Origin of the sequence: Kitasatospora phosalacinea, assembly GCF_000717185.1 — a bacterium.
Taxonomy (GTDB): Bacteria; Actinomycetota; Actinomycetes; order Streptomycetales; family Streptomycetaceae; genus Kitasatospora; species Kitasatospora phosalacinea_A.
Genome location: NZ_JNYE01000033.1, coordinates 50645 through 62977, shown reverse-complemented (window position 1 = coordinate 62977; position 12333 = coordinate 50645). Strand labels below are relative to the sequence as shown.

General features: G+C 74.4%; 14 protein-coding genes. 6 read left to right on the top strand and 8 right to left on the bottom strand.

What is annotated here, in order from left to right:
- Positions 1 to 67: 67 nt before the first annotated feature.
- The 3 genes from OO57_RS16555 (at position 68) to OO57_RS16545 (ending at position 2738) form a co-directional block, all read left to right on the top strand.
- Entirely contained in the window at positions 68 to 1579 is a 1512-nt protein-coding gene (locus OO57_RS16555) for a sensor histidine kinase (protein ID WP_033253239.1), read from the top strand.
- Complete coding sequence (locus OO57_RS16550; protein WP_033253238.1) at positions 1576 to 1872, top strand: hypothetical protein; 297 nt, start codon at positions 1576 to 1578, stop codon at positions 1870 to 1872. Before OO57_RS16555 ends, OO57_RS16550 begins: the two co-directional genes overlap by 4 nt.
- 317 nt (positions 1873 to 2189) lie before the next feature.
- Complete coding sequence (locus OO57_RS16545) at positions 2190 to 2738, top strand: VanZ family protein (RefSeq protein ID WP_051777745.1); 549 nt, start codon at positions 2190 to 2192, stop codon at positions 2736 to 2738.
- A 5-nt stretch (positions 2739 to 2743) separates the two neighbouring features.
- Here the strand turns inward: OO57_RS16545 and OO57_RS43865 are convergent, their stop codons facing one another.
- The 3 genes from OO57_RS43865 to OO57_RS16530 all read right to left on the bottom strand — a co-directional run bounded on the left by OO57_RS43865 (position 2744) and on the right by OO57_RS16530 (position 4855).
- Positions 2744 to 3562 (bottom strand): hypothetical protein, encoded by an 819-nt coding sequence (locus OO57_RS43865; RefSeq protein WP_033253237.1) that lies wholly within the window; start codon positions 3560 to 3562, stop codon positions 2744 to 2746.
- A 125-nt stretch (positions 3563 to 3687) separates the two neighbouring features.
- Entirely contained in the window at positions 3688 to 4500 is an 813-nt protein-coding gene (locus tag OO57_RS16535) for a hypothetical protein (RefSeq protein ID WP_033253236.1), read from the bottom strand.
- A gap of 103 nt (positions 4501 to 4603) precedes the next feature.
- On the bottom strand, positions 4604 to 4855 hold the full coding sequence (locus OO57_RS16530; protein ID WP_033253235.1) for a hypothetical protein: 252 nt from the start codon (positions 4853 to 4855) through the stop codon (positions 4604 to 4606).
- Positions 4856 to 5024: 169 nt separating this feature from the next.
- Here OO57_RS16530 and OO57_RS16525 point away from each other — a divergent pair, with 169 nt between their 5' ends.
- Positions 5025 to 5207: a PspC domain-containing protein gene (locus tag OO57_RS16525; RefSeq protein WP_033253234.1), complete on the top strand. Its 183-nt coding sequence runs from the start codon at positions 5025 to 5027 to the stop codon at positions 5205 to 5207.
- Between the two features lie 276 nt (positions 5208 to 5483).
- Here the strand turns inward: OO57_RS16525 and OO57_RS39510 are convergent, their stop codons facing one another.
- The 4 genes from OO57_RS39510 to OO57_RS16505 form a co-directional block, all read right to left on the bottom strand.
- Positions 5484 to 5972: a hypothetical protein gene (locus tag OO57_RS39510; protein ID WP_051777743.1), complete on the bottom strand. Its 489-nt coding sequence runs from the start codon at positions 5970 to 5972 to the stop codon at positions 5484 to 5486.
- Between the two features lie 188 nt (positions 5973 to 6160).
- Positions 6161 to 7312 carry an adenosine deaminase gene (locus tag OO57_RS16515; RefSeq protein WP_033253233.1) on the bottom strand — a complete coding sequence of 384 codons (1152 nt, stop codon included), beginning with the start codon at positions 7310 to 7312 and terminating at the stop codon, positions 6161 to 6163.
- 48 nt (positions 7313 to 7360) lie between these two features.
- Complete coding sequence (locus OO57_RS16510; RefSeq protein ID WP_033253232.1) at positions 7361 to 8050, bottom strand: hypothetical protein; 690 nt, start codon at positions 8048 to 8050, stop codon at positions 7361 to 7363.
- A 109-nt stretch (positions 8051 to 8159) separates the two neighbouring features.
- Positions 8160 to 9116 (bottom strand): LysR family transcriptional regulator, encoded by a 957-nt coding sequence (locus OO57_RS16505; protein ID WP_033253231.1) that lies wholly within the window; start codon positions 9114 to 9116, stop codon positions 8160 to 8162.
- 64 nt (positions 9117 to 9180) lie between these two features.
- Between OO57_RS16505 and OO57_RS16500 the strand changes: the two genes are divergently transcribed.
- Positions 9181 to 10455, top strand: coding sequence for an MFS transporter (locus OO57_RS16500; RefSeq protein ID WP_033253230.1), 1275 nt, complete (start codon positions 9181 to 9183; stop codon positions 10453 to 10455).
- A complete protein-coding gene (locus OO57_RS16495) occupies positions 10452 to 11009 on the top strand; it encodes a Uma2 family endonuclease (RefSeq protein WP_033253229.1) in 558 nt (185 codons plus the stop codon). Before OO57_RS16500 ends, OO57_RS16495 begins: the two co-directional genes overlap by 4 nt.
- Before the next feature lie 18 nt (positions 11010 to 11027).
- Here OO57_RS16495 and OO57_RS16490 read toward each other — a convergent pair whose 3' ends face one another.
- A complete protein-coding gene (locus OO57_RS16490) occupies positions 11028 to 12305 on the bottom strand; it encodes a thymidine phosphorylase (protein WP_033253228.1) in 1278 nt (425 codons plus the stop codon).
- Positions 12306 to 12333: the final 28 nt, after the last annotated feature.

Genomic DNA, 12333 nt, shown 5'->3' with positions numbered 1-12333 from the left:
CCCTCCCCCGCCTCCCCCCGCGTCCCCCCGCGTCCCCTCCGCGTCCCCTCCGAGCTGTGAGAGTTTTTTGACCGACCTCCAGACCGCGCCGCGCCGGGCCCGTTCGGCGTCCTGGCGGCGGCTCAGTTCGCTGCGGGTCCGGCTGATCGCGGTGTTCGCCGCGGTCGCGCTGGTCACCGCCGTCTCCGCGTCCGGCATCGCCTACTGGCTGAACCGCGACGCGGTGCTCAAGCGCGCCCAGGACACCGCCCTGAACGACTTCCGGGGGTCGCTGACCCGGAACGTCTCGCAGCTGCCGCTGCAGCCCACCTGCCAGGACCTGACGGCGCTCGCCACCCAGGTCGCCAGCTCCGGGCTGGCCTACGACGTGGTGGTGGTCGACGACGCGGTGCCGGACTGCACCGCCTCCTCCGACCCGATCGCGTTCACCGTCCGCCAGGTGCCCACGGCCCTGGTCACCGCGGTGAACAAGCCGCGCGAGACCGGCCCCGGCAACCCGTACGAGTACCACCTGTACTGGCAGCGGGTGAACCTCGCCGGGCCGTACGTGGTCGGCGGGACGAAGGTGGTGCCGGGCGGGCCGACCGCGTACGTGTTCAAGTCGCTGCAGAACGAGCGCGCCGACCTGAACACCCTCGGCTGGTCGCTGGCCATCGCCACCCTGCTCGCCCTGGTCGGCTCGGCGCTGCTCGCCCAGGCCGCCTCGGCGACCGTGCTGCGGCCGGTGCGCCGCCTCGGGGACGCCGCCCGGCGGCTCGGCGAGGGCGAGCTCGACACCCGGCTCGACGTCGAGGGCAACGACGAACTCGCCGAACTGGCACGGACGTTCAACCGCACCGCGGAGTCGCTGTCGGAGCAGGTCGCGGAGCTGAGCGCGCGCGAGGCGCAGTCCCGGCGCTTCGTCGCCGACATGTCGCACGAGCTGCGCACCCCGCTGACCGCGATGACCGCCGTCACCGACATCCTGGAGGACGAGGCCGACCTCCTCGACCCGATGATCGAACCGGCCGTGCGGCTCGTGGTCTCCGAGACCCGGCGGCTCTCCGACCTGGTGGAGAACCTGATGGAGGTCACCCGCTTCGACGCGGGCACCGCCAAGCTGGTCGCCGACGAGGTCGACATGGCCGACCTGATCATGTCCTGCATCGACGGCCGCGCCTGGTACGACGCGGTCGAACTCGACGCCCCGCGCGGCATCCTGGCCGTGGTCGACCCCCGCCGCCTGGACGTGGTGTTCGCCAACCTGATCGGCAACGCGCTCAAGCACGGCGGCTCCCCGGTCAAGGTGCGGGTCCGCCAGGACGACGAGGCGCACACCGTCGTCGTCTCGGTCTCCGACGGCGGCCCCGGCATCCCGGAGGACGTGCTGCCGCACGTCTTCGACCGCTTCTACAAGGCCGACAAGGGCCGGGCCCGCTCCGAGGGCAGCGGCCTGGGCCTGTCCATCGCCGAGGCCAACGCCCGCATCCACGGCGGCGACATCACCGCCGCCAACAACCCGGACGGCGTCGGCGCGGTCTTCACCCTGACCCTCCCGCTCACCCAACCGCCCGCCCCCGGGCCGGAGGAGGCCCGATGACCACCCGCCGGCTCCGCCCGCTCGCCCTGCTGGCCGGCGGCCTGCTCGCCCCCGCCCTGCTGGCCGGCTGCGGCATCCGCCCCACCGCGGTCCCGGTCGACGCCGGGGCCCCGGCCAGCCGCACCGCCTGCCCCAGCGAACTCCTCGCCCCCAAGGCCCCGGAGAGCCCCGCCCCCGCCGCCCCCGCCCCGGGCAAGGCGCCCACCAGGACCCCCGCCGCCTCCGCTCCCGCCTCCGCCTCCCCGGCCGAAGCCTTCGTCGCTCCCTCCCCGGACCCGAACCACTGCACCTGAGCCCCCGGCGAGGTCCCCGCCGCGAGAGCCCCGCCGGGGCCCGGGGAACAGCGGGAACGGGTCTGCTGCGGGTTCACCGCCGGTGCACGCACCGGCTTCGGGTGCTGGTCGCGGCCCGAAGCAGCACGGACGCCCCGCCGGGCTCCGGCCGTCGGCAGCTCGGCCCCGCCGGGGCCCGGGCCCCTGAATGCGCGCCTGCCGGGCCCCGGGGAACCGGGCCGGACGGAAGCTGCGTCCCCCGCAGTGTGCACACCTCAGCACCGAGCGACCACGCGAACGCCGACCGCGCGCCCTCCCGTCCGACGGACGGGAGGGCGGTGCCGTACCGGTGGCGGACGGCGTCCCGGGTGCTGCTGGGCCTCCACCTGCTGCTGCTCGGCTGGCTGAGCCTGCGCCAGGTGCCCGCGGCCTGGACCAGCCCGCCCAACCTCACCCCGTTCGCCTCGGTGCGCCAGGCGCTCGCCCTCGGCGGGGCGGCCGCCGTCCGGCAGTTGGCCTCGGGGCTGCTGCCGCTGGCCCCGATCGGGGTGCTGCTGCCGCTGGCGGTGGGTTCGCCGTCGCGGTCCCGGCTGCCGTCCTTCCTGCGCACCACCGCCGGGGCCGCGCTGCTCGGCACCGGGCTGGAGATCCTGGAGGGCTGGGCGCCCGGGCACGTCCTGGACGTGGACGACATCCTGCTCGGCACCGCGGGCGCCGCGCTGGCCCACCTGCTGCTGGTGCCGCCGCTGCGCGCCCTGGAGCGGCGCCGGACGGCCCCCGCGGCCCCGCCTGCGGAACGCGCGGGGGGCCGGGACGGCACGCGTCCGCGTCCCGTTCCGGCCCCCGCGCTGTCGGTGCTCGGCTCGACGGCCGCGCCGCGCCGCTGAGCGGGTCAGCTCTTGGCGGCGCCCCCGAACGACTTCAGGTCGATGACCTGGTCGGCTGCCGGGGCGGTGACCTGCACCGGCTCGTTGAAGTCGCTGAACTTCATGCTGTTCACGGCCTCGTCGTCCACCGTCAGCAGGTAGGGCTCGCCCTCGGCGGCGATGGTGGCGTCCACCGGCTTGCCGTCGTCGTCCTTGCCGACGATGAGGATCGCGTCGATGCCGTCGACCTTCTTGGTGCCGCTCTTGGTCCCGGTGTTGTCGGGGGTGCCGTCGTCGTTCAGGCCGATCTTCGTCTGCATGGTCAGGGCCATGTCGCAGAACTCGGCGAAGTTCGCGATGTCGTCGGCCTTGCTGGAGGCCAGCCACTTGCCGACGAGCTTCTGGGCGGCGGGGGTGTCGCCGTTGGGGATCACCGTCGCGAAGAACTCGGCGTCCGGCTTGACCCAGACCTTGTCGGCGGTGCGCCGGACGTCCGCCGTCCCCTTGCCCTCGATGCCGATGGTGCCGGTGCAGTTGCCGGAGGAGTCGGCGGCGACGCTGGCGCTCATGGTGGTCCCCTCCTGGGTCACCTTGGCGACCAGCTTGGCGCTGGTCAGCTTCGCGCCCGCGGCCCGGGACTTCGCCGTGATCTCGGCGACCGTCAGCTTCTCCAGGCCGCCGCCCGCGGCGGGCTCGGAGGCCGCGGCGGAGGCGGAGGCCGGGGCGGAGGCGGCGGGCGCGGCGTCGCCCTTCTTGTCGTCGCCCCCGCCCGAGTTGCAGGCCGTCAGGCCGGTGACACCGAGGACGGACAGCACGGTGACGGCCAGCAGCCGGTTCGTACGCATCAGAGTTTCCCTACGCTTCCATGGCAATCGGATGCGCGAGTCTCCCAGCGGGCGGAACCGGCCGCTGCACCGCCTACGCCTTCTTTACCTCGGCTTTGTGACCGGTTGCCCGGTGACCGGGCGGGTCAGCCCGCGGCGGCGGTGAGCGAGTCCAGGTCGACGATCTGGTCGGCGGTCGGGGCGGTGACCTTGACCGGCTTGTCGAAGTCGCTGAACTGCATGCTGCCCTCGTCGCCGCTGGTCACCGACAGCAGGTAGGCCTCGCCCTCGTTGGCGACGGCGGCCTCCATCGGCGAGCCCTCGTCGTCCTTCACCTTGAGGACGATCGCGTCGACGCCGCCGACCTTCTTGACCTCGCCCTTGGTGCCGGTGTTGTCGGGGGCGCCCTTCTCGTCCTGACCGGCCGACTTCAGCACCTCCAGCGGCATGTCGCAGAAGCTGGCGAAACCCTCCGCCTGGCTGTCCATGCTGCCGCCGGTCAGCCACTTGCCCGCGATCATGTTGGTGACGGAGGCGTTGGCGGTGGGGACGACCAGCTTGATGAACTGCGCGTCCGGCTTGAGCCAGGTCTTGCCGCCGGTGCGCAGGACGGAGAACTTGCCCTGGTCCTTGATGGAGAGGTCGGCGGTGCAGTTGCCGGAGGAGTCGGTGGCGACGGTGCCGCTGACGTCGCTCTCCGCGTCGACGACGCTGATGGTCGCCTTGACGCTGGTGAGCTTGCTGTTCGCGGCCCGCATCTTGGTGAGGATCTCCTCGACCGTCAGCTTCTCCAGGCCGCCGCCCTCGGCGGGCTTGGAGGCCGCGGCCGAGGCCGGGGCGGAGGCGGCGGGCGCGGCGTCGTTCGCCTTGTCCCCGTCCCCGTCCGAGTTGCAGGCCGTCAGGCCGGTGACACCGAGAACGGACAGCACGGTGACGGCCAGCAGCCGGTTCGTACGCATCAGGGCTTCCCCAGGTTTTCTATGACGATCGGATTCGCGAGTCTCCCAGCGGGCGGGGACGGCCGCGCCACCACCTCCACCTTCTTTACCTCAGCTTTACCATTCATTGTCCGGCGGAAATTTTCCCTTTGACCACGACCGAAGGCGGGTCGAAGTCGCCGCACCGCAGGCTGCGGCCGCCCCTGCCCACCGACAGCAGGCGGGGCTCGCCCTCGCCGGCCACGACGGCCTCCGGCGGCAGGCCGGTGCGCTCGGCGTTCCGCACCTCCAGGACGACCGCCGTGGTGCCGTCGACCTGCCCTCGACCCGCCGGGTGCCGACCGCGGCGGTGCCGGGAGAGCCGGTGCAGCTGCAAACCCGGGGTGGACCCGGACCCGACCCCGAGTCCGGCGTCCCCCCGACCGGGGAGCGGACCAGGGTCCGGATCGGCTTCACGGTGGACGCGAAGCCGCAGGTCACGGCGGGACGATGGAGACATCACCGGGGCGGACGGACCGCACCGGCCACACTCCCCGGAGGAGACGATGAGCAGCCTCGCCCGTCCTCGTCACAACCGCGTCATCGCCGGCGTCTGCGCCGGGATCGCCCGGCGCTTCGGCCTCACGCCGTGGACGGTCAGGGCCATCTTCCTGGCGTCCTGCCTGCTGCCCGGCCCGCAGTTCCTGATCTACCTGGCGCTGTGGCTGGTCCTCCCGCAGGAGCCCTGATCCACCGCCCGCAGCACCGCCACTTCGGACCGCACGAACACCGCCGAACACCGCTGCGCGCCACCGAACACCGGCAGCCCGCCCGGGCGTTGGAGCACGTCGCCGCGAACGGGCCCACCTGGCCCTGCCGCCGATCCTCCCGCAGGAACCCCCGCAGCACCGCCACTTCGGACCGCACGAACACCGCCGAACACCGCTGCGCGCCACCGCCCCCGGGCGCGCCGGAGGGCCGCTCCCGCGTACGGGAACGGCCCTCCGGCCACGCCTACCGCCGGGTCAGCCGCCCAGGCCCGGCAGGCCGGGCAGGCCGGGGGCGCCGCCGCCGGTCGGGGAGAGGCTGGTCAGGGTGCCGACCACGCCGCCGACCGGGGTCTTGGCCAGGCCCTGGCCGCCGGGGACGGAGTCCAGCCCGCCGACCCGGTTGGCCGCGGCGGGCGCGGGGGCGCCCTGCTCCTGGTCCACGCCGCCCGGGCCGGTCTGCTCGGCGACCGGCGGGGCCTGCTCCTCGGCGGGCGCGGGGGCGGCGGCCGGGGCGCCGGCGGTCGGGTTGAGGGTGCCGGTCACGGTGCCGAGCTGGTCGCCGCCGGGGAGCTTGCTCACCGCGCCGGTGGCCGCGCCGGTCACGCCGGGGTTGGTGAGCGCGCTGGTCGGCAGTCCGAGGCCGCCGGGGGCGACCGGCGCGGCGGCGGCGGAGCCCGCGGCGACCGCGGCGAAGGCGACGCCGAGCGCGGCGGTACCGGCAGCCTTGAGAGTGGCCTGCTTCATGTGTGCGTCCTCAGTCCTGGTCGGGCCGGTGCACCGGCGGACGCCCGAGGGGGTCGGGGACGTCGCCGTCACACCGAGTCAGCAGTGACCGGCCCACCGTAGTGAGCGGACCGCGTCCCCTCCAAAGCCCGACCACTCCGGAGAGTGATAAGTCAGACCATCTCCGTGGACGCCGCGGCCGCGCCGGACTACTGGTCGCGCGGGCCGAACAGCCACTCCGCCTTCAGCTCGGCGTACCCCGGCTTGATCACGTCGTTGATCATCGCCAGCCGCTCGTCGAACGGCAGGAACGCCGACTTCATCGCGTTGACGGTGAACCACTCCAGGTCCGCGAGGGTGTAGCCGAACGCGTCCACCAGGTGCGCGAACTCGCGGCTCATCGAGGTGCCGCTCATCAGCCGGTTGTCGGTGTTGACCGTGACCCGGAACTTCAGCCGGGTCAGCAGCCCCAGCGGGTGCTCCGCGTACGAGGCCGCCGCGCCGGTCTGCAGGTTCGAGGTCGGGCACATCTCCAGCGGGATCCGCTTGTCCCGGACGTACGCGGCCAGCCGGCCCAGCTCGACCCGGCCGTCCGCGCCGACCGTGATGTCGTCCACGATCCGCACGCCGTGGCCGAGCCGGTCCGCGCCGCAGCACTGCAGCGCCTCCCAGATCGACGGCAGGCCGAACGCCTCGCCCGCGTGGATGGTGAAGTGGTTGTTCTCGCCCTTGAGGTAGTCGAACGCCGCCTGGTGCCGGGTCGGCGGGTGGCCCGCCTCGGCGCCCGCGATGTCGAACCCGACCACGCCGCGGTCCCGGTGCCGGTTCGCCAGTTCGGCGATCTCCTGCGAGCGGGCGGCGTGCCGCATCGCGGTCAGCAGCGTGCCGACCCGGATCCGGTGCCCGCGCGCCCGGGCGTTCGCCTCGCCCAGCCGGAAGCCCTCGTTGACGGCCTCCACCACCTCGTCCAGGCTCAGCCCCGCCTCCAGGTGCTGCTCCGGCGCGTACCGCACCTCGGCGTACACCACCCCGTCGGCGGCCAGGTCCTCGGCGCAGTCCGCCGCGACCCGCACCAGCGCGGCCCGGGTCTGCATCACCGCGCAGGTGTGCGCGAAGGTCTCCAGGTACCGCTCCAGCGAACCGGAGTCGGCCGCCGCCCGGAACCACTCCCCGAGCTCCTTCGGGTCGGTGGTCGGCAGGCCCTCGTAGCCGCAGTCGGCGGCGAGTTCGACGATCGTCTCCGGCCGCAGCCCGCCGTCCAGGTGGTCGTGCAGCAGCACCTTCGGGGCGCGGGCGATCTGGTCGGGAGTGGGAACGCGCGGGGCCGTGGTGCCCGCGAATGCGGTGATCTGCTTCTCCATTGCCGGAGCATAGACCCTACGCGCGTAGATTGCCTACCACCACGCCGATCACTCCGTCGCCGCCCCGCCTTCCGACCGCTTCCGCGCCTCCTCCCGCTCCCAGGTTGCCCGGTAGGCCCGCTCCACCGCCTCCCGGTCCTCGCCCAGGTCGCGCAGCAGCGTCACCAGGTCCTCGTGGGCCTCCTCCGCCAGCAGCCGGTGGAACAGCGGGACGCCCTCGGCCATCGCCGACCGGCACCGGTCGCCCAGCCGCCCCCAGCCCCGCTCGCACGCCTCCGTGCCGGCCTCCCCGTCGGCGACCGCGGAGAGCAGCTCGACCAACTCCCGCCGGGCGGGCCCGGACAACCCGCCCCGCCGGAGCGCGGCGGTGCCGAGCAGCGCCACCGGCAGGGCCGCCTCCGCCAGGAAGCAGTCGCGCACGACGTGGCCGTCCAGCCCCCGCCCGGACGCCTCCTCGACCGTCCGCGCGGTCAGCAGCCGCTCCAGGTCGGCGGGCACGTGGGCGGCGCCCCGGCCGCAGGCGCAGCCGATCCGGTCCCAGTCGTACGAGTCGTCGGCGGGCGGCCGGTGCTCCGCGAGCAGCGTGCCGGAGGCCCGGTTCCAGCGGGTGACCGTCCCGTCGAGGTGCGCGACCACCAACGTCCGGCCGTCCGCGTCGAACGCCAGCCCGCCGGACCGGCCGAGCCCCTTGGCCTGCGCCCACCGCGTGACACCCCGCCCGACCCCACCCGACGGCACCGGCTTTCCCGGCAGGGCCGGTCGTGCACCCGGACACTCCCTCGCCGCCGCCCCCGCGGCCCGCGCAGCGAAACCCCACCCCTCCCCGCCGCGCAGCGATACCCCGTCCTCAGTCGTGCGCCAGGATGCTCCCCCGCCGCGAGAGCACGAAGTCGCGGAAGGCCGCCGCCGGAGGCGTGAGCGGGCGGGTGGCGGGCCAGGCGAGGCCGATCGCGCGGCGGGTGCGGGGGGCGGTGACCTCCAGTTCGACGACGCCGGGGCGGGGGACGAGCGCGGGCGGGAGGAGGGAGACGCCGAGGCCCGCGGCGACCAGGCCGCGGAGGGTCTCGACCTCCTCGCCCTCGAAGGCGATCCGCGGGGTGAACCCGGCCTCGGCGCAGAAGCCCGCCATGATGTGGCGCAGCCCGTAGCCCTCCTCGACCGTCACCCAGCTCTCGTCCGCGACCTCGGCGAGCCGGATCCGGCGGCGCGCCGCGAGGCGGTGCTCGGCGGGGACGGCGAGGTACAGCCGCTGCTCGTCCAGCGGGCGGGCGGCCAGGTCGGGCGCGTCGGGGAGCGGGGAGACCAGGCAGAGGTCGAGTTCTCCGGCGCGCAGGCGCCCCAGCATCGCGGCCCCGTAGTCCTGGACGAGCTGGAACCGCACCCGCGGGTGCCCGGCCCGGAAGCCGCGCAGCAGGGCCGGCACCGCGTCGCTCCCCATGGTGTGCAGGAAGCCGAAGGCGACGCGTCCGGCGGCCGGGTCGGCTTCGGCGCGGGCTGCCTCGACGCCGCGCTCGACCTCGGCGAGGGCCCGTTCGACGGCGTCCTGCAGGATCCGGCCGGCCCGGGTGAGCCGGACGGTGCGGCCCTGGCGGGCGAGCAGGTCGACGCCGAGGTCGGCTTCGAGGCGGGCGACGGCGCGCGAGAGGGTGGGCTGCGGCATGCCGAGGAGCTGCGCGGCCCGGGTGACGTGCTCCAGCCGGGCGACGGCCGCGAACTCGGCCAACTGCGGTGCGAGCGACGTCACATCGGCGTCGGGTCCGAGTTCGGCGAGGCGGACGGGCGCGGAGCTGCTCTCATGCGTCACGGCATCAGTGTTCCACCATTCATGCATTGGACGCATCAGCCGGCGCGGTCCTAGCGTCGACACCATGCAGCCCGCCAGTACCGAGGCGTCCGCGCCCGCCCCCGTCAGCACTCCCTCCGACCTGCGCCTGCGCCCCGGCAGCCGGGACTTCCGCCGCGCCAACCTCGCCCTGTTCGCCGCGGGCGTGGCCACCTTCGTCCTGCTGTACTCCACCCAGGGCCTGCTGCCGATCCTCTCCGCCGACCTCGACCTGACGCCCGGTCAGGCCAGCTGGACGGCCTCCGCCGCCACCCTCGGCCTCGCCCTCGCCCTGCTCCCGGCCAGCGCCCTGTCCGACCGCTACGGGCGCACCGCGGTGATGACGGCGTCCACGCTGGCCGCCGCGCTGCTCGCGGTGGCGCTGCCGTTCGCCCCGGACCTCAGCACGCTGGTGGTGCTGCGCGCCGTGCAGGGCGCGGCGCTGGCGGGGCTGCCCGCCACCGCGATGGCCTACCTCGCCGAGGAGGTGCACCCGTCGGCGCTGGCCTCCGCGATGGGGCTGTACGTGGCGGGCAACTCGATCGGCGGGATGGGCGGCCGGCTGGTCTCCGGCTGGGCCGCGGCCGCCTGGGGCTGGCGCTGGGGCCTGGCGGTCTCGGCGGGCCTGGCGCTGCTCGCGGCGCTGGCCTTCCGCGCCCTGGTGCCGCGCGCCCGGCACTTCCGCCGCGCGCCGGTCGACGCCCGGGCGCTGGCCGCGACCGTCGCCGGGCACCTGCGCGACCCGCTGCTGCTGCGGCTGTACGCGCTGGGGATGCTGTTCATGGCGGTGTTCGGCGCGGTCTACAACACCGTCGGGTACCGGCTGACCGCCGCGCCCCTCCACCTGCCGCAGTCGGTCGCCGCGTCGGTCTTCGTGGTCTACCTGGTCGGCACCGCCTCCTCCGCCTCGGCGGGCCGCCTGACCGCCCGCTGCGGCCGCCGCGGCACCCTCTACCTGGCGATCGCCACCACCACGGCCGGCCTGCTGCTCTCCCTCGCGGACTCCCTGGCCTGCACGGTCCTCGGCCTGGTCCTGATCACGGCCGGCTTCTTCGCCGGCCACGCCACCGCCTCCTCCGCCGTCGGCCGCACCGCCACCACCGGCCGCGCCCAGGCCTCCGCCCTCTACCTGATCGCCTACTACCTGGGCAACAGCCTCGGCGGCACCCTGGGCGCCGACGCCTACCACTCCACCGGCTGGTCGGGCACCGCCGCCGTCGCCCTCACCGCCATGGCCGGCGCGGCGGGCGTCACCCTCTACGCCACCCGCCGCGCCGTCACGGCCCGCCGCGAGCAGGCCGTCCATACACTTCGGGTATGAGCATCGATCCTGCCCGGTTCGCCAAGCTCCGCGAGATCGCCGGCCAGCTGCCGCAGGTGCCGGGCATAGGAAAGATCGAGATCGCGAACGACACCATCGTGATGATGATGTCCCCGGTGAAGCGGCACGAGCTCGCGGTCATCCGCATCGCCCGCCAGCTCAACGAGCAGCTCCCCCGGACCCACCCCGGCCATATCGCTCACGGCGGTGCGGACCTGGTGGACCCCGTCCGGAGCCGACTGCGCAACCCCGACGTCATGGTCTTCCCCGAGGAGGCCCTCGACAGCGAGGAGGCCGCGCTCCTCCCCCACCAGGTCCTGTTGGTGGTCGAGATCGTCCCGGCGTCCAATCCGGAGAACGACTACCGAGCCAAGGTTGCCGACTACGCCGCCATGGGCATCCCGCTCTACCTGCTGGTCGACCCCCGCCTGGGCACCGGCGTCATCCACTCCGAACCGGGCTACACCGACCGCAGGAACTTCGCCTTCGGCGACACGATCACCGTCGGCCCCTGGAAGCTCGACACCGGCGTCCTGCGCACCTACGGCGGCTAGCAGGACGCCGGTGCACCGCTAACCGATCCGGTCCAGCACGATCGGCGCCGGGGTGAACGCCGTGCCCGCCGGGGCGACGGTGACGGCGCCGTCCAGGGCCTCCAGGGCGTACGGGAAGCGCTCGGGGGTGTCGGTGTGCAGGGTGAGCAGGGGCTGGCCGGCGGTCACCGGATCGCCCGGCTTGGCGTGGAGTTCGACGCCCGCACCGGCCTGGACGGGGTCCTCCTTGCGGGCGCGTCCGGCGCCGAGGCGCCAGGCGGTGACGCCGACGGCGTAGGCGTCGAGGGCGGTGAGGACGCCGGTGGCGGGGGCGGGGACGACGTGCTGCTCGCGGGCGACGGGGAGGGGGGCGTCGGGGTCGCCGCCCTGGGCGGCGATCATGCGGCGCCAGTGGTCCATGGCGGAGCCGTCGCGCAGGGCGTCGGCGGGGTCCTTGCCGTGGACGCCCGCGGCGGCGAGCATCTCGCGGGCGAGGGCGAGGGTGAGTTCGACGACGTCGGCGGGGCCGCCGCCGGCCAGCACCTCGACGGATTCGCGGACTTCGAGCGCGTTGCCCGCGGTGAGTCCGAGCGGGGTGGACATGTCGGTGAGCAGGGCGACCGTGGCGACCCCGGCGGAGCGGCCCAACCCGACCATGGTGCGGGCGAGTTCGCGGGCGTCGTCGAGGTTCTTCATGAAGGCGCCGGAGCCGACCTTGACGTCCAGGACGAGGGCGCCGGTGCCTTCGGCGATCTTCTTGGACATGATCGAGGAGGCGATCAGCGGGATCGCCTCGACGGTGCCGGTGACGTCGCGCAGGGCGTAGAGCTTCTTGTCGGCGGGGGCGAGCCCGTCCCCGGCGGCGCAGATGACGGCGCCGCAGCCGTGCAGCACGTCGAGCATCTCCTCGTTGGAGAGCAGGGCCCGCCAGCCGGGGATCGACTCCAGCTTGTCGAGGGTGCCGCCGGTGTGGCCGAGGCCGCGGCCGGAGAGCTGGGGGACGGCGGCGCCGCAGGCGGCGACCAGCGGGGCGAGCGGGAGGGTGATCTTGTCGCCGACGCCGCCGGTGGAGTGCTTGTCGGCGGTGGGGACGCCGAGGGAGGAGAAGTCCATGCGTTCGCCGGAGCGGATCATCGCGTCGGTCCAGCGGCTGATCTCCCGGGCCGTCATGCCGTTGAGCAGGATGGCCATCGCGAGGGCGGACATCTGCTCGTCGGCGACCTCGCCGCGGGTGTAGGCGTCGATGACCCAGTCGATCTGGGGGTCGGTCAGTTCGCCCCGGTCGCGCTTGGCCCGGATGACGGAGATGGCGTCCATGCAGGTGCTCCAGAAAGAGGTGAAATGC

Coding starts and splice junctions, on each gene's coding strand:
- OO57_RS39510 (WP_051777743.1), bottom strand. CDS start 5,972: ATGAAGCAGGCCACTCTCAAGGCTGCCGGTACCGCCGCGCTCGGCGTC.
- OO57_RS16525 (WP_033253234.1), top strand. CDS start 5,025: ATGAGCAGCCTCGCCCGTCCTCGTCACAACCGCGTCATCGCCGGCGTC.
- OO57_RS43865 (WP_033253237.1), bottom strand. CDS start 3,562: ATGCGTACGAACCGGCTGCTGGCCGTCACCGTGCTGTCCGTCCTCGGT.
- OO57_RS16490 (WP_033253228.1), bottom strand. CDS start 12,305: ATGGACGCCATCTCCGTCATCCGGGCCAAGCGCGACCGGGGCGAACTG.
- OO57_RS16495 (WP_033253229.1), top strand. CDS start 10,452: ATGAGCATCGATCCTGCCCGGTTCGCCAAGCTCCGCGAGATCGCCGGC.
- OO57_RS16550 (WP_033253238.1), top strand. CDS start 1,576: ATGACCACCCGCCGGCTCCGCCCGCTCGCCCTGCTGGCCGGCGGCCTG.
- OO57_RS16535 (WP_033253236.1), bottom strand. CDS start 4,500: ATGCGTACGAACCGGCTGCTGGCCGTCACCGTGCTGTCCGTTCTCGGT.
- OO57_RS16515 (WP_033253233.1), bottom strand. CDS start 7,312: ATGGAGAAGCAGATCACCGCATTCGCGGGCACCACGGCCCCGCGCGTT.
- OO57_RS16500 (WP_033253230.1), top strand. CDS start 9,181: ATGCAGCCCGCCAGTACCGAGGCGTCCGCGCCCGCCCCCGTCAGCACT.